This is a genomic window from Paracoccus sp. MA, assembly GCF_020990385.1.
Classification (GTDB): Bacteria; Pseudomonadota; Alphaproteobacteria; order Rhodobacterales; family Rhodobacteraceae; genus Paracoccus.
The window spans coordinates 878091-892024 of the sequence record NZ_CP087597.1; the positions used below are offsets into that span (position 1 = coordinate 878091).

14 protein-coding genes are annotated in these 13934 nt (G+C 68.6%); 12 read left to right on the forward strand and 2 right to left on the reverse strand.

Annotated elements, in window-relative coordinates; genetic code table 11:
• The first annotated feature begins 21 nt into the window (after window positions 1-21).
• The 12 genes from LOS78_RS04300 (at window position 22) to mnhG (ending at window position 12296) form a co-directional block, all read left to right on the forward strand.
• A complete protein-coding gene (locus tag LOS78_RS04300; protein ID WP_230375659.1) occupies window positions 22-1182 on the forward strand; it encodes an SGNH/GDSL hydrolase family protein in 1161 nt (386 codons plus the stop codon).
• A 63-nt stretch (window positions 1183-1245) separates the two neighbouring features.
• Window positions 1246-2298 (forward strand): glycosyltransferase family 61 protein, encoded by a 1053-nt coding sequence (locus tag LOS78_RS04305; protein ID WP_230375661.1) that lies wholly within the window; start codon window positions 1246-1248, stop codon window positions 2296-2298.
• A gap of 99 nt (window positions 2299-2397) precedes the next feature.
• Window positions 2398-2934 carry a serine O-acetyltransferase gene (locus LOS78_RS04310; RefSeq protein WP_230375663.1) on the forward strand — a complete coding sequence of 179 codons (537 nt, stop codon included), beginning with the start codon at window positions 2398-2400 and terminating at the stop codon, window positions 2932-2934.
• Window positions 2927-4498: an AMP-binding protein gene (locus LOS78_RS04315; RefSeq protein WP_230375670.1), complete on the forward strand. Its 1572-nt coding sequence runs from the start codon at window positions 2927-2929 to the stop codon at window positions 4496-4498. The genes LOS78_RS04310 and LOS78_RS04315 overlap by 8 nt, the downstream gene beginning before the upstream one ends.
• Window positions 4499-4517: 19 nt before the next feature.
• Window positions 4518-4754, forward strand: coding sequence for an acyl carrier protein (locus LOS78_RS04320; RefSeq protein ID WP_028711136.1), 237 nt, complete (start codon window positions 4518-4520; stop codon window positions 4752-4754).
• Window positions 4747-6006: a type III PLP-dependent enzyme gene (locus LOS78_RS04325; RefSeq protein ID WP_230375672.1), complete on the forward strand. Its 1260-nt coding sequence runs from the start codon at window positions 4747-4749 to the stop codon at window positions 6004-6006. The genes LOS78_RS04320 and LOS78_RS04325 overlap by 8 nt, the downstream gene beginning before the upstream one ends.
• 145 nt (window positions 6007-6151) lie before the next feature.
• Window positions 6152-9040 carry a monovalent cation/H+ antiporter subunit A gene (locus LOS78_RS04330; RefSeq protein ID WP_230375676.1) on the forward strand — a complete coding sequence of 963 codons (2889 nt, stop codon included), beginning with the start codon at window positions 6152-6154 and terminating at the stop codon, window positions 9038-9040.
• Window positions 9031-9372 carry a Na+/H+ antiporter subunit C gene (locus tag LOS78_RS04335; RefSeq protein ID WP_028711139.1) on the forward strand — a complete coding sequence of 114 codons (342 nt, stop codon included), beginning with the start codon at window positions 9031-9033 and terminating at the stop codon, window positions 9370-9372. The genes LOS78_RS04330 and LOS78_RS04335 overlap by 10 nt, the downstream gene beginning before the upstream one ends.
• Entirely contained in the window at window positions 9369-11090 is a 1722-nt protein-coding gene (locus tag LOS78_RS04340; protein WP_371824693.1) for a monovalent cation/H+ antiporter subunit D, read from the forward strand. The genes LOS78_RS04335 and LOS78_RS04340 overlap by 4 nt, the downstream gene beginning before the upstream one ends.
• Window positions 11087-11575, forward strand: coding sequence for a Na+/H+ antiporter subunit E (locus LOS78_RS04345; RefSeq protein WP_028717580.1), 489 nt, complete (start codon window positions 11087-11089; stop codon window positions 11573-11575). Before LOS78_RS04340 ends, LOS78_RS04345 begins: the two co-directional genes overlap by 4 nt.
• Window positions 11572-11853: a K+/H+ antiporter subunit F gene (locus LOS78_RS04350; RefSeq protein ID WP_028717579.1), complete on the forward strand. Its 282-nt coding sequence runs from the start codon at window positions 11572-11574 to the stop codon at window positions 11851-11853. The genes LOS78_RS04345 and LOS78_RS04350 overlap by 4 nt, the downstream gene beginning before the upstream one ends.
• Window positions 11850-12296 (forward strand): monovalent cation/H(+) antiporter subunit G, encoded by a 447-nt coding sequence (mnhG, locus tag LOS78_RS04355; RefSeq protein WP_230375679.1) that lies wholly within the window; start codon window positions 11850-11852, stop codon window positions 12294-12296. Before LOS78_RS04350 ends, mnhG begins: the two co-directional genes overlap by 4 nt.
• Here mnhG and aroB read toward each other — a convergent pair.
• Window positions 12293-13396, reverse strand: coding sequence for a 3-dehydroquinate synthase (aroB, locus tag LOS78_RS04360; protein ID WP_230375680.1), 1104 nt, complete (start codon window positions 13394-13396; stop codon window positions 12293-12295). The two genes, mnhG and aroB, sit on opposite strands and share 4 nt — an antisense overlap.
• Complete coding sequence (locus LOS78_RS04365; protein WP_028711144.1) at window positions 13393-13929, reverse strand: shikimate kinase; 537 nt, start codon at window positions 13927-13929, stop codon at window positions 13393-13395. The genes aroB and LOS78_RS04365 overlap by 4 nt, the downstream gene beginning before the upstream one ends.
• Window positions 13930-13934: the final 5 nt, after the last annotated feature.

The following is a 13934-nucleotide window of genomic DNA, read 5'->3' on the forward strand; positions in this document are numbered from 1 at the left end:
GTGGTCATGAGTGCGGGACGGATGAAACGGATCGGCGCCGGGGTTTTCGGCCTGGGGCTCGCCGCGCTGGTCGCGTTTGTCGCCTGGCCAGAACCGCCGCGCCCGGCGACGCCGGTGCCGCAGCTCCTCCTCGCCGAAGGCCTGGGCTTCCAGGCGCGGCTGGTCGCGCCGCAGCCCCGGTTGACCGCCCTGCCTGCCCAGGTGACGGGCCGCGTAGCGGCCGATTCCTCGGGCGAAGGCTATCGCCACGAATGGCCAGGGTTCCACGCCTCGGCCCGGTTCGCGGGGACGGGAATCACCCTGCGCTTCGACGATGCGGTCAATCGCTGGCGGGTGATCCTGGACGGCGAGGCGGTCGAGCTTTCGCGCCCGGGCCGGCAGGACTTGCGAATCGAGGGGCTGGCCCCCGGCCCGCACGAGGTCCGCGCCGAAAAGATCAGCGAATCCTGGGAACCGGCGCTGTTCGGCGGCTTCTTCCTGTACGGCTCGGCCGCGGCGCTGCCTCCGCCCGAGCCCGTCCCGAGGCTGATCGAGTTCATCGGCGATTCCGACACGCTGGGCTTCGCCAATACCGCCGAGCGCCGCGATTGCAGCGAGGAGGAGGTCTATGCCGCCACCGATACCAGCCGCAGCTTCGGCCCGCAGGTGGCGGCGGCGCTGGATGCGGATTACCGGATGGTCGCCCGCTCGGGCATCGGGCTCTTGCGCAACTATGGCGGCGCCGACCCCGAGCGCACCATGGAGCGGCTCTATCCGCTGGCCCTGCCGGGGGATGCCGAAGCGACCGCCCTGCCCCAGCGCCAGGCCGATATCGTCGTCATCGCGCTCGGCTCGAATGTCTTCGGCTCGGCGCTCGCTCCGGGCGAACGCTGGAGCGACCCGAGCCAGCTGCGCCGTGATTTCGCCCCGGCGCTGGCCGATTTCGCCGCCGCCCGCATGCAGGAAAATCCCGGTGCGCAGATCGTCCTGCTTGCCTTCGGCGAATACGGGCCCGAACTGGTCGAGGCGCATCGCAGCGCCTCGGACCTGCTGACCGCCAGGGGCATTGCCAACCGGCTGGTCGTTCTGGGCGACCCGAAACGCAATGCCTGCCTGTGGCACCCTTCCGCCGCGGACCATGCCATGATCGCCAGGACGCTGATCCAGGCGTTGACGGCGCCGGATTCCGGCGGAAGCGGCTGATCCCGCTTGCACGCGCCGCCTTGCGACCTCAAACTCGTCCCGAACCTGCCCAGCCGAGCCGCCATGCATTCCCTCAGACCGATCCATAACCGCCTGCGTCGTCTTTTCGGTCTGGGCCAGGCGGATTTCTTCGACACCGCCGTCGAACGCTGGGAGATCTGCCCCGCCGAGGTGGTCGAGATCACGCCGGGCATCTGGCTGCCCGACCAGATCGACCATATCGCGCGCACCGAATTCGGCGCCCTGCCCGACATTCTGGCGCAGATGCAGGGCGACCCCGCCGAGCGCACGCCGCCGACCATGGGCTACCGCTTTCGCGACGTCGATTTCGTCGACGGCGTGCTGCATGCCCTGGGGGGCGAGCGTCACCTGCGCCAGCGCAGGCATTCCGGCCTGACCTATGCCCGCCCGCGCGAAAGCCTGTCGGGCGCGCTTTACGAAAGCTGGATCGGCAACCGCTGGTTCGGCAACTGGCTCTTGAACGACTGCCTCGCCTATCGTCTGGCCGAGGCGGCCGGCGCGCCCGCAACCTCTGCCCCTGCCCGCGGCGGCCATATCGCGCGTTACGAGGAATTGCTGGACATGACGCCCCGGCGCATCGGCGATGCGCATTTCGACGAATTGATCCTGTTCGACGACCTGCACAACAACAGCCACCGCCGCGCCCGCGCGCAAGAGAATCGCGCCCGCATCCTCAAGGACCGCGCGCTGAAGCCCCTGCCCGGCGTCTTCATCTTCCGCGGCGCCAGCGGCGATGCCCGCATCCTGGAGAACGAGGCCGAGATCGCCGAGCGGCTGGAGGCCGAATACGGTTTCCGCACGCTCTATATCGACCGCCACGACGCCGACCAGATGGCCGAGGCGGCGGGCGCCGCCCGGCTGGTGGTGGGCGTCGAGGGCAGCCAGCTCGCCCATGGCGTGGTCGCCATGGCCCCGGGCGGCACGGTGCTGACGCTGCAGCCGGCGGACCGGGTGACGACCTCGCTGAAGCTGCTGACGGATTGCTGGCAGCAGCGCTACGCCATGGTGGTCGGCGAGGGAACGGCGGGCGGCTACCGGGTCGAATGGGACCAGATTCGGCGCACCCTGGACCTGATCGCCGCCGAAAACCCCTGAAACCCGTCCTAACAGTCAGGTTGAGTTTGCGGCGAGAGATCGGAATATGGGGCCGGGCGAGCTTATTTCCCGCCGAAGTCATTAAACAAGTGTATGGTGATGTTTGAAACTCTCCGGGACGACTACAGACGACACGGCCGTTCGCTGACCGAACCCGCCTTCGTCTCGCTTGCCGTCTATCGCTACGGCCGTTGGGCCATCGGGCTGAAGAATCCGCTGCTGCGCTGGCTGGCCAGCAAGCCCTACGCGCTGATGAAGGTGCTGATCCTGAACGTGACCAAGGTCTGGATCCCGCCGCAGGTGCGGCTGGGCAAGGATTTCCACATCATCCATGCCGAGGGCTCGCTGTCCATCCATCCCGACGTGGTCATCGGCGACCGCTGCGGGGTGATGCACAACGTCACCATCGGCACCAATATGGGCCCGGGCGCGCCGGTGATCGGCGACGACGTGTTCATCGGCGTGAATTCCTGCGTGCTGGGCCCGATCACCATCGGGGACCGGGTGCGGATCGGCGCCAATACCGCGGTGACGACCAATGTGCCGCCGGATTCGGTGGTGATCGGCTCTCCCGCCAAGATCTATCCCAGCCTGCCGATCTTTGCCGCCAGGAAGAAGGCCCCCGCCCATGAGTGACGATTTCGACCGCAGCATGTGGCGCCTGCTGGCCGACAACCTGCCCGCCCGCCCGGGCAAGACCGCCGCCGTGGATCAGGGCCGCGCGGTCACCTATGCCGAACTGGCGGCCGAGGCCGGGCGCGTCGCCGACTGGCTGGTCCGGCGCGGCATCCGGCCCGGCGACCGGGTGATCGTGCATCTGCGCAAGGGCATCGACGAGGTCGCGGCCATGTTCGGCGCCTGGAAGATGGGCGCCGTGGTCGTCAACGTGAACATCCGCTGGACACCCGCGCAGCTGGCCTATGTCGCCCGCGACAGCCGGGCGCGCGCGGTGATCCTGCCCCGCAACGCGCTGGAGGCGCTCGTGGGCGAACATGCCTTGCCAAAGGGCACAGCCTATCTTGTTCAGGGCAAGGCCGAGGGCCTTGTCCAGGGCGCGGACCCCTGGGGGGCGCTTGCCGCCGACCAGGCTTCCGCGCCCGACGAACCCGACCCGCGCGGATTGGCGATGATCATCTACACCTCGGGCTCGACCGGCGCGCCCAAGGGGGTGATGCTCAGCCACCGCAACATCCGCGTGGGCGCCATCTCGGTCGCGGACTATCTGGGGCTGGACGAAAGCGACCGGCTGCTTTCGGTGCTGCCCTACAGTTTCGACGCCGGGCTGAACCAGCTGACCACCATGCTGCTGACGGGCGGGACGGTGGTGCACCAGCCGCTGACCATGCCGGCCGAGATCATCCGCATGGCCCAGGCCGAATCGGTGACGGGAATCGCCGGCGTGCCGCCCCTGTGGAACCAGATCGTGCGGCTGCTGGTGGACCGCCCGACCGACCTGCCGGCGCTGCGGCGCATCACCAATACCGGCGGCAAGATCCCCCCGAACATCCTGGAGCTGCTGCCGCAGGTATTCCCGGGCGTCGACATCTACCTGATGTATGGGCTGACCGAGGCCTTCCGCTCGACCTATCTGCCGCCCGAGAAATTCGCGGCCAAGATGGGCTCGATCGGCCGGCAGATCCCGAACGCGCAGGTCTTCGCCGTCAAGCATGGCGAGGGCCCGGCCGGTCCCGGCGAACAGGGCGAGCTGGTCCATGCCGGCCCGCTGGTCAGCATGGGCTATTGGGAAAAGCCCGAGGTGACGGCACAGAAGATCCGCCCCTGCCCCGAACTGGCGCATCTGCTGGGCGACGAGCCGGTGGTCTGGTCGGGCGATCTGGTGCGCGTCGACGAGGACGGCGACCTGTGGTTCGTCAGCCGCATGGACGAGATGATCAAGACGCTCGGCTTTCGCCTGTCGCCGACCGAGGTCGAGGATGCGATCTCGCAAAGCGGGCTGGTGACCGACGTGGTGGCCTTCGGGGTCGAGGATGCCGATCTGGGCCAGGCGGTTCACGCGGTCGTGACCTATCTGCCGCAGGCCGACGAAACCGCGCTGGCCGCGCATTGCGCCCGGGCGATGCCGCATTACATGCGTCCGCAGCGATACCATCCCTGGCAGGGCGCCATGCCGCGCACCGCCAGCGGCAAGCTGGACCGCCCCGCCATCATTTCCGCCGCCAAGGCCGCATTGCAGAACTGACCAGAAAGGCATTGAATCCATGAGCCTGAGCAAGGACGAGCTGATCCGCTACATCCGCAGCGAGCTGAACATCGACACGCCGCTGGAGGGCGATACCGAACTCTTCTCGACCGGGATGCTGGATTCGGTGGCGATGGTCGGGCTGATTTCCTTCGTCGAGCAGCATGCCGGCGTGCGGGTGCAGCCGGGCGACGTGACGCTGGACAATTTCGACACGGTCGACGCCATCCTCGCCTATGTGCAATCCCTTGACTGATGCGGCGACTGATCCGGCGACCGATCCGGCCGCGCTGGACCGGCAGCTGGCCGAGGCCGCCGCGCGTTTCGGCACCCCCGCCTATGTCTATGCCACCGACGAGATCGAGGCCCGGCTCGCGCATCTGCGCGCGCATCTGGGGCGCTGGTTCGCCGTCAGCTTCGCGGTCAAGAGCAACCCGAACCCGGCCCTGCTGGACTGGATGCGGGGCCGGCTGGACTATCTCGACATCTCCTCGGGCGGCGAATTCGCGCTGAGCCGGGAGGCGGGCTGGGATGCGGCGAAGGTCAGCTTCACCGGCCCGGCCAAGCGCGATGCCGAGCTGCGCCCCGCCATCGGGGCGGGCCTGGGCGAGCTGGTGCTGGAAAGCCTGCGCGAGGCGCGGCTGGCCGATGCCATCGCCGCCGAGCTGGGCCGCGTCCAGCCGGTGCTGATCCGCATCGCGCCGGCGCGGGTGCCCAAGGGCTTCGGCGACCAGATGGCCGGCCGGCCCAGCCCCTTCGGCATCGATGTCGAGGACGCGGCCGAGATCCTGCCGCAGATCGCCGCCCTGCCGAACCTGCGCATCATCGGGCTGCACATCTATTCCGGCACGCAATGCCTCAAGCCCGAGGCGATCTGCGAGAACTGGCGCATCTTCATGCAGGTGTTTTCCGACACCTGCGCGGCGCTGGACCTGAACCCCGAGAAGCTGATCTTCGGCGCCGGGCTGGGCATCCCCTACCACCCCGGCGACAGCGCGCTGGACCTCGCCGCCATCGCGGCCGAGATCGGCCCCGAACTCGACGCCTTCGCCGCGCAATTTCCCGCGACCCGGCTGGTGCTGGAACTGGGCCGCTACCTGGTCGGGCCGGCGGGCCGGTTCCTGACCCGCGTCGTCTCGGTCAAGCAATCGCGCGGCACGCGAATCGCCATCTGCGACGGCGGGCTGAACGGCAACCTCGCGGCCTCGGGCAATTTCGGCATGGTGCTGCGGCGCAATTACGTCATGCACCGGGTGGGCGGCGACGAGAACGGCGCGCGGCCCGAGGAGAAGCAGGATATTTCCGGCCCGCTCTGCACCTCGATCGACAAGCTGGGCGGCAGCGTGGCGCTGCCGCGGCTGGAGGAAGGCGACCTGATCGCCATCCATGCCTGCGGCGCCTATGGGCCGACCGCCAGCCCGCTGCATTTCATCAGCCATCCCACGCCCGTCGAGGTGCTGGTCACCGGCGGTCAGATGCGCGACGTGACGCGAATCCGGGACCGCTAGGCCCCGGCGCGGCGCCTTGCGCGGCAGCGCGATAAAATATTCCTGATCTTGGATTTTTGCGTCGTTTTTCTCGACCCGGTCGGTTGTGTTTTCCGGGCCTGCGCGTCTATTATCTGCGCGCACCCCGAACCGGAAAAGGAACACGATGGTCGAACAGAACCTGTTGCTCTTGCTTGTTCTGACGCCATTCGTGTCGGCCGCCCTGGCGGCCACGCTTCCCATAGGGGCACGCAACGCCGAAGCCTGGCTGGCCGGGCTGACGATGATCGTCGTCCTGGTGATCCTGGGCGTGCTCTATCCCGCCGTGACCGAGGGGCAGCACATCACCGGCACCTTCCACTGGGTCAGCTCGATCGGGCTGGACCTGACCTTCCGGATCGACGGCTTTTCCTGGCTGTTCATGGTGCTGGTGGCGGGGATCGGCTTTCTCGTCATCCTCTATGCGCGCTATTACATGTCTCCCGACGACCCGGTGCCGCGGCTTTATTCCTGCCTGCTGGCCTTTTCCGGCGCCATGTCGGGGCTTCTGCTGTCGGGCAACATCATCATGCTGGTGGTGTTCTGGGAACTGACCAGCATCGTGTCCTTCCTGCTGATCGGCTACTGGTTCCAGCGGCAGGACGCCCGCGACGGGGCGCGGATGTCGCTGATCGTGACCGCCTCGGGCGGGCTGTGCCTGATGGTGGCGATGATCATCCTGGGCCAGATCGCCGGCAGCTACGACCTGGACGCGGTGCTGGCCGCGGGGCCGCAGATCACCAGCCACCGGCTTTATCCCGCGGTGCTGATCCTGTTCGTGCTGGGCGCCTTCACCAAATCGGCGCAGTTCCCGTTCCACTTCTGGCTGCCCAACGCCATGGCGGCGCCCACTCCGGTCTCGGCCTATCTGCATTCGGCGACCATGGTGAAGGCCGGGGTCTTCGTGCTGCTGCGCTTCCATCCGGCTCTGGGGGGCACGGATGCCTGGTTCCAGATCGTCACCGGCATCGGCATGACCACGCTGCTGCTGGGCGCGGTGGTGGCGCTGTTCCGCCACGACCTCAAGGGACTGCTGGCCTATTCGACCATCAGCCACCTGGGCCTGATCACCGCGCTGGCCGGGATCGGCAGCCCCTTCGCGCTGATCGCGGCGGTGTTCCACATCGTCAACCATGCGGTCTTCAAGGCCTCGCTGTTCATGGCCGCCGGCATCATCGACCACGAGACCGGCACCCGCGACATGCGCCGCCTGTCGGGCCTGGCCCGGGTGATGCCGGTCACGGCGACGCTGGCGATCATCGCCTCGGGCGCCATGGCCGGGGTGCCGCTGCTCAACGGCTTCCTGTCGAAGGAGATGTTCTTCGAGGCGACCTATGTCTGGAACAACGGCGGCTCGCTCGACAATTTCGCGCCCTATGTCGCGGTGCTGGCCGGGGCGTTCAGCGCCGCCTATTCGCTGCGCTTCATCGTCACCGTGTTCTTCGGCCCCACCGCCACCGACCTGCCGCGGGAACCGCACGAGCCGCCGCTGCTGATGCGCCTTCCGGTGGCGATCCTGGTGGCGATCTGCCTTGCGGTCGGCATGTTCCCGCAGCAGGTGCTGGGCATCTGGCTGCAGACCGCCAGCATGGCCGTGGTCGGCCCGGAACTGCCGCATTTCAGCCTGAAGGTCTGGCACGGCGTCACCCCGCCCCTGATCATGAGCCTGATCGCCATGTCGCTGGGCGCGCTGCTCTATCTGCTGCCGCGCCGGCTGATCGATTCGGGCGAGGACGGCACGCGGCTGATGCGGCGGCTGGACTTCGCGCGCGGCTTCGACTGGCTGCTGCAGGCCTTCACCATCCGCCTGCCGCGATTCGCGTTGCGGGTGCTCTCCACCAACACGCTGCAGACGCAGCTGCGGGTCATGGTGCTGCTGTCGTTGGCCGGGTCCTGGTTCGTGCTGCGCCTGCTGGACTGGAACGTGCCGATGCCCGAGATCGGCGCCAGCGAGCTGGTCTTTGCCCTGTTGTGGCTGGTCGGCGGCACCTGCGCCGTCGGCGCCGCCTGGCAGGCCAAGTATCACCGTTTCGCGGCCCTGGTGCTGATGGGCGGCGCCGGGCTGGTGACCTGCGCCACCTTCGTCTGGCTCTCGGCCCCCGACCTGGCCGTGACCCAGCTGCTGGTCGAGATCGCCACCACCACGCTCTTGCTGCTGGGCCTGCGCTGGCTGCCCAAGCGCGACGAGGAGATCCCCGGCGACAACACGCTGGTCGCCCGGGCACGCCGCAGCCGCGACCTGCTGATCGCGCTGGCCTGCGGCACCGGCATGACGGCGCTGGCGCTGGCGGTGCTGCTGACCCCGCCCGGCGCCTCGGTCGGCGACTGGTTCCTGCGCAACGCCTATGTCGAGGGCGGCGGCACCAATGTCGTCAACGTCATCCTGGTCGATTTCCGCGCCTTCGACACCTTCGGCGAGATCACCGTGCTCGCCATCGTCGGGCTGACGGTCTATGCGCTCTTGCGCCGCTTCCGCCCGGCGCCGGAAAGCGTCGAGCGCCCGCGCCCGCAGCTCGACGCCGAGGAACAGGCGCTAGAAGCCTATCTTTTCGTGCCCTCGGTGCTGATGCAATGGATGTTCGCGCCGATCATCGCGCTGTCGGCCTATCTGTTCTTCCGCGGCCATGACCTGCCGGGCGGGGGCTTCGCCGCCGGCGTCACCTTGGCGGTGGGCCTGCTGCTGCAATATGTCGCCGCCAATGTGCGCTGGGTCGAGGCGCGGATCACCGTGCTGCCGGTGCGCTGGATGGCCTCGGGGCTGACCATCTCGGCGGCGGTGGGGGCCGGGTCCTGGATCTTCGGCTATCCCTTCCTCAGCGCGCATGCGCAGTATCTGGACATCCCGGTGATCGGCAAGGTGCCGTTCTCGACCGCGATGCTGTTCGATTTCGGGGTGTTCTCGCTGGTGCTGGGCGCCATCGTGCTGATGCTGATCGCCATCGCCCACCAGTCGCTGCGCGTCGCCCCCCGCGCCCGGACGGCCGAAGCCAGCGAGGAGACGAGCGAATGGAACTGATCCTGGCCCTTGCCATCGGCGTGCTGGTCGGCTCCGGCGTCTGGCTGCTGCTGCGCCCGCGCTCCTATCAGGTCATCGTCGGGCTGTGCCTGCTGGCCTATGGCGTGAACCTGTTCATCTTCGCCATGGGCCGGCTCTATGTCGGCGCCGCGCCGATCATGCCCAAGGGCGGCTTCGTCGATCCGACCGCCTATGCCGACCCGTTGCCGCAGGCGCTGGTGCTGACCGCCATCGTCATCAGCTTCGCCACCACCGCGCTGTTTCTCGTCCTGATGATCGCCTCGCGCGGGGTAAGCGGCACCGACCATGTCGACGGCAGGGAGCGCGAATGATGAACAACGGCACCACGCCCGACCATCTGATGATCGCGCCGATCCTGATCCCGCTGGTGGCGGGGGCGGTCATGCTGTTCTACAGCGACCGCAACCGGCAGACCAAGCTGATCATGGGGCTCGTGGCGGTCGGGCTGACCTTCCTCGCCTCGGTCGAGCTGATGGCCGACGTGAAATCCGCCACCGAACAGGGCGGCACCGTGGTCGGGCTCTACCGGCTGGGCGACTGGCCGGTGCCCATCGGCATCGTGCTGGTGCTGGACCGGCTGTCGGCGATGATGGTGATGCTGACGGCGCTGCTGGCTGCGCCTTCGCTGATCTATGCCGCCGCCGGCTGGCACGGCAAGGGCCAGCATTACCACAGCATGTTCCAGTTCCTGCTGGCCGGGGTCAACGGTTCGTTCCTGACCGGGGACCTGTTCAACCTCTTCGTCTTCTTCGAGGTGATGCTGGCCGCCTCCTACGGTCTGATGCTGCACGGCTCGGGCCCCGAGCGGATCAAGGCCGGGCTGCATTACCTGGCGGTGAACCTCGCCGCCTCGCTGTTCTTCCTGATCGGGGTGGCGCTGGTCTACGGCACCACCGGCACGCTGAACATGGCCGATATCGGCCGGGCGCTCTACTGGCTCAACGATGCCGAGCGGCTGCTGTTCCATGCCGCCGCCACCTTCCTGGGGCTGGCCTTCCTGATCAAGGCGGCCGCCTGGCCGCTGTGCTTCTGGCTGCCCTCGACCTATGGCTCGGCCTCGCCGCCCGCGGCGGCGATCATGGCGATCATGACCAAGGTCGGGATCTATGTCATCCTGCGGCTGTCGCTGCTGGTGCTGGGGCCGGATGCGGGGCCGTCGGCGGGGTTCGGCGCGCCGGTGCTGATGATCGGCGGCGTGCTGACCATGGGCTTCGGCATGATCGGCATCCTCGGCACTCCGGACCTGTCGCGCAAGGGCGGCTATCTGGCGATCATCTCCTCGGGCACGGTTCTGGCCTCGATCGGCTTCGCCCAGGCCGGCGGCGGCAGCTCGATGCTGGGGGGCGCGCTTTACTACATGGTCGGCTCGACCGCGGCGATCTCGGCCTTCTTCCTGATCGCCGAGCCGGTCAGCCGCAACGACGAGGGCGACGACGACGCCCCAACCGAGGGGGACGGCTTCGACCCGCTCAGCGAACGCTGGGCGCCGATGGGCCTGGACACGGTCGAGGACGCCCCGGCCCCGGCCAGCCATCGCACGGTCAGCTGGCTGACCATGGCCATCTGCTTCAGCCTGGTGGCGGCGATGATCGCCGGCCTGCCGCCGATGCCCGGCTTCATCGGCAAGTTCGCCATCCTGCGCGGTGCGGTGCAGGACAACCTGCCTGCCGCCGGCCATCTGCCGCTGATCCTGTGGACCTATGCCGCCATGCTGATCCTGTCCGGCCTCGGGGCGCTGATCTCGCTGATGCGCTTCGGCATCCGGCGCTTCTGGGCCGAAGAGGGTCCGACGCCGCGCATCCTGGCGCTCGAGGTCGTGCCGGTGGTCATGCTCTTGGGCATGATCGCGGTGCAGACCGTGCGGTCCGAGGCGCTGCTGGGCTATACCAGCGCCACCGCCAGTGCGCTGCTCGAGCCCGGCGTCTATCGCAAGGCGGTTCTGGCCGAGGCGCAGGACATTCGCTCGGCCCCGGTGCAGAACCTTGCCCCCGATCCGCAGCCCGGCAACGACGGGGAGGAGACGGAATGAGCCGGCTCGTGCCCCATCCCCTGCTCTCGGCCGCGCTGGTGGTGATGTGGCTGTTCCTGACCGCCTTCACCCTGGGCCATCTGCTGCTCGGCACGCTGATCGCGCTGGGGGCGGGCTGGTCGGTCGAGCATCTGCACCCGCCGAAGCCGGTATTCCGGCGCTGGCTGGCGATCCCGAAGCTGATGGCGATCGTGGCGGTGGACATCCTGCGCTCGAACATCACCGTGGCGCGGGTGCTGCTCCTGGGGCCCGACCATCCGAAATACAATTCGGGCTTCGTCGAGTTGACCCTGGCCCTGCGCGACCCCAATGCCATCGCGGTGCTGGCGATCATCCTGACCGGCACGCCCGGCACCGCCTGGATCGAGTTCGACCAGGAGGAAGGACGGCTGCTGCTGCATGTCCTCGACCTGCGCAGCGACGCCGACTGGCAGAGCCTGATCCACGACCGCTACGAGACGCTGCTGATGGAGATATTCGAATGACCGCCGAGATCCTGCGTTTCGCCCTGGGCTATGCCCAGATCGCCCTGATCCTGGCGCTGGCGCTGGCTTGCTGGCGCATGCTGCGCGGCCCGCGCGCCCAGGATCGCGTGCTGGGGCTGGATACCATGTATATCAACGCCATGCTGCTGTTTCTGGTCATCGGCATGGTCAACGGCAATGTCTTCTTCTTCGAGGGCGCGCTGGTCATCGCCGTGCTGGGCTTCGTCACCACGGTCTGCGCGGCCAAGTTCCTGATGCGCGGCGAGGTGATCGAATGACGCATCTGCACCAGCTGCCGCCCTGGGCCGCGCTTGTCGTGGCGCTGTTCGTGGTGATCGGGGCCACGCTGACCCTGCTGGGCGGGGTCGGGCTGGTGCGGCTGAAAAGCTTCTACCAGCGGCTGCACGCGCCGACGCTGGGCTACAGCTACGGCACGCTGCTGATCATCCTGGCCTCGATGCTGATGTTCTCGCTGGCCGAGGGGCGGGCGGTGGTGCACGAGCTGATGATCGGCATCTTCATCATGGCCACCACGCCGATCACCCTGCTGATGCTGGGCCGCGCCGCGCTGCGCCGGGACCGCGACCGCAAGCTGGGCCATAACGAGGCGGTGCCGCCCCGCCGCCGCACCGAACCGCCGCCCCTCGACGATATCGAGGCCGAAGCCGAGGCGGGAACCGATGCGGAGGCCGGGGCCGAGACCGGAGAGCCGCGACCCTAGCGCGAGTCCGCCAGGACCTGCCGCAGCAGCGTCGGCTGGACCGCATCGGTGACGAAGGCCTGGCCGATGCCGCGCGCCAGGACGAAGCGCAGCTTTCCGTTCTGCACCTTCTTGTCCTGCGCCATCAGCGCGATCAGCGCCTCGTCGTCCGGCAGCTCGCCCGGAATGTCGCGGATGCGCGCCGGCAGGCCCATGGCGGCGAAATGCGCGGCGACGCGCGACGGCGCCTCCTGGCTGCACAGGCCCATCCGCGCGGACAGCTCGAAGGCCAGGGTGCAGCCGATGGCCACGCCTTCGCCATGCAGAAGCCGGTCGGAATAGCCGGTCGCCGATTCCAGCGCATGGCCGAAGGTATGGCCCAGATTCAGCAGCGCGCGCTCGCCCTGCTCGGTCTCGTCGCGCTGGACGATGCCGGCCTTCATCGCCACCGAATGGCGCACGGCGCGCTGGCGCAACGCCGGATCGCGGGCCAGCGCCGTGGCATTGGCCTCGAGCCAGCCGAAGAAATCCTCGTCGCCCAGAAGCCCGTATTTCGCCACCTCGCCATAGCCGGCGCGGAAATCGCGCGGCGCCAGCGTGCCCAGCACGTCGATATCGGCCAGGACCAGCGCAGGCTGGTGGAAGGCGCCGATCAGGTTCTTGCCCTGCGGGCTGTTGATGCCGGTCTTGCCGCCCACCGAGCTGTCAACCTGCGCCAGCAGCGTGGTCGGAATCTGCACGAAGCGTACGCCGCGGCGCAGGATCGCGGCGGCGAATCCGGCCAGATCGCCGATCACCCCGCCGCCAAGCGCGATGACCAGATCCTTGCGCTCGACCTTCTGCGCCAGCAGCCATTCCACGGCGCGGCCCAGCTCGGCCCAGGATTTCGTGGCCTCGCCCGCGGGCAAGGCCAGCGCCGGCGCCGCGATGCCGTGCCGGGCCAGCGCCTCGCGCAGCGCCGGCAGGTGCAGGCCGGCGACCGTCTCGTCGGTCAGGATGGCGACGCGGCGCTTGCCGGCCAGCGCGACGATCTCGTCGCCGGCGCGCGCCAGCAGGCCCTGGCCGATGCGCACGTCATAGGAACGCGCGCCCAGATCCACGTGAACGGTGTCGATGCTCATTTATCCTCCAGGATCGCCGGATCATGCGCGCCGATGGCGGCCAGCACGCGATTTGCCGTCTGCTCGATGCTGTCGCCGCGTTGCGCGGGGACGCGGATATCGGCCAGCGCATAGACCGGGCTGCGCTCGGCCAGCAGCCGCTCGAGCGTGCCGCGCGGGTCGGGGGTCTGCAGCAGGGGCCGGGTCGGCCGGTGCCGGACCCGGTGCCAGAGCGTCTCGAGATCACAGTCCAGCCAGACCGAGACGCCTTCGCCGCCGATGCGGGCACGGTTCTCGGGGCGCAGCCAGGCGCCGCCGCCGGTCGAGACGATGCCGGGGCCCGAGGCCAGCACCCGGCCCAGCACCTCCGATTCGCGGGCTCGGAAGAACTCCTCGCCGTCGCGGGCAAAGATTTCCGGGATGGTCATCGCGGCGGCGCGCTCGATCTCGGCGTCGGTGTCGTGGAACGGCCGGCGCAGGCGGCGCGCAAGCTCGCCCCCGATCGCGGTCTTTCCCGCCCCCATCATCCCGATCAGCACGATGTTACGCCGCATCACCA

What these genes read in the sequence shown, in the direction of transcription:
- LOS78_RS04300 (WP_230375659.1), top strand. Translation starts at nt 22, where the DNA reads ATGAAACGGATCGGCGCCGGGGTTTTCGGCCTGGGGCTCGCCGCGCTG.
- LOS78_RS04305 (WP_230375661.1), top strand. Translation starts at nt 1,246, where the DNA reads ATGCATTCCCTCAGACCGATCCATAACCGCCTGCGTCGTCTTTTCGGT.
- LOS78_RS04310 (WP_230375663.1), top strand. Translation starts at nt 2,398, where the DNA reads ATGTTTGAAACTCTCCGGGACGACTACAGACGACACGGCCGTTCGCTG.
- LOS78_RS04315 (WP_230375670.1), top strand. Translation starts at nt 2,927, where the DNA reads ATGAGTGACGATTTCGACCGCAGCATGTGGCGCCTGCTGGCCGACAAC.
- LOS78_RS04320 (WP_028711136.1), top strand. Translation starts at nt 4,518, where the DNA reads ATGAGCCTGAGCAAGGACGAGCTGATCCGCTACATCCGCAGCGAGCTG.
- LOS78_RS04330 (WP_230375676.1), top strand. Translation starts at nt 6,152, where the DNA reads ATGGTCGAACAGAACCTGTTGCTCTTGCTTGTTCTGACGCCATTCGTG.
- LOS78_RS04335 (WP_028711139.1), top strand. Translation starts at nt 9,031, where the DNA reads ATGGAACTGATCCTGGCCCTTGCCATCGGCGTGCTGGTCGGCTCCGGC.
- LOS78_RS04340 (WP_371824693.1), top strand. Translation starts at nt 9,369, where the DNA reads ATGATGAACAACGGCACCACGCCCGACCATCTGATGATCGCGCCGATC.
- LOS78_RS04345 (WP_028717580.1), top strand. Translation starts at nt 11,087, where the DNA reads ATGAGCCGGCTCGTGCCCCATCCCCTGCTCTCGGCCGCGCTGGTGGTG.
- LOS78_RS04350 (WP_028717579.1), top strand. Translation starts at nt 11,572, where the DNA reads ATGACCGCCGAGATCCTGCGTTTCGCCCTGGGCTATGCCCAGATCGCC.
- mnhG (WP_230375679.1), top strand. Translation starts at nt 11,850, where the DNA reads ATGACGCATCTGCACCAGCTGCCGCCCTGGGCCGCGCTTGTCGTGGCG.
- aroB (WP_230375680.1), bottom strand. Translation starts at nt 13,396, where the DNA reads ATGAGCATCGACACCGTTCACGTGGATCTGGGCGCGCGTTCCTATGAC.
- LOS78_RS04365 (WP_028711144.1), bottom strand. Translation starts at nt 13,929, where the DNA reads ATGCGGCGTAACATCGTGCTGATCGGGATGATGGGGGCGGGAAAGACC.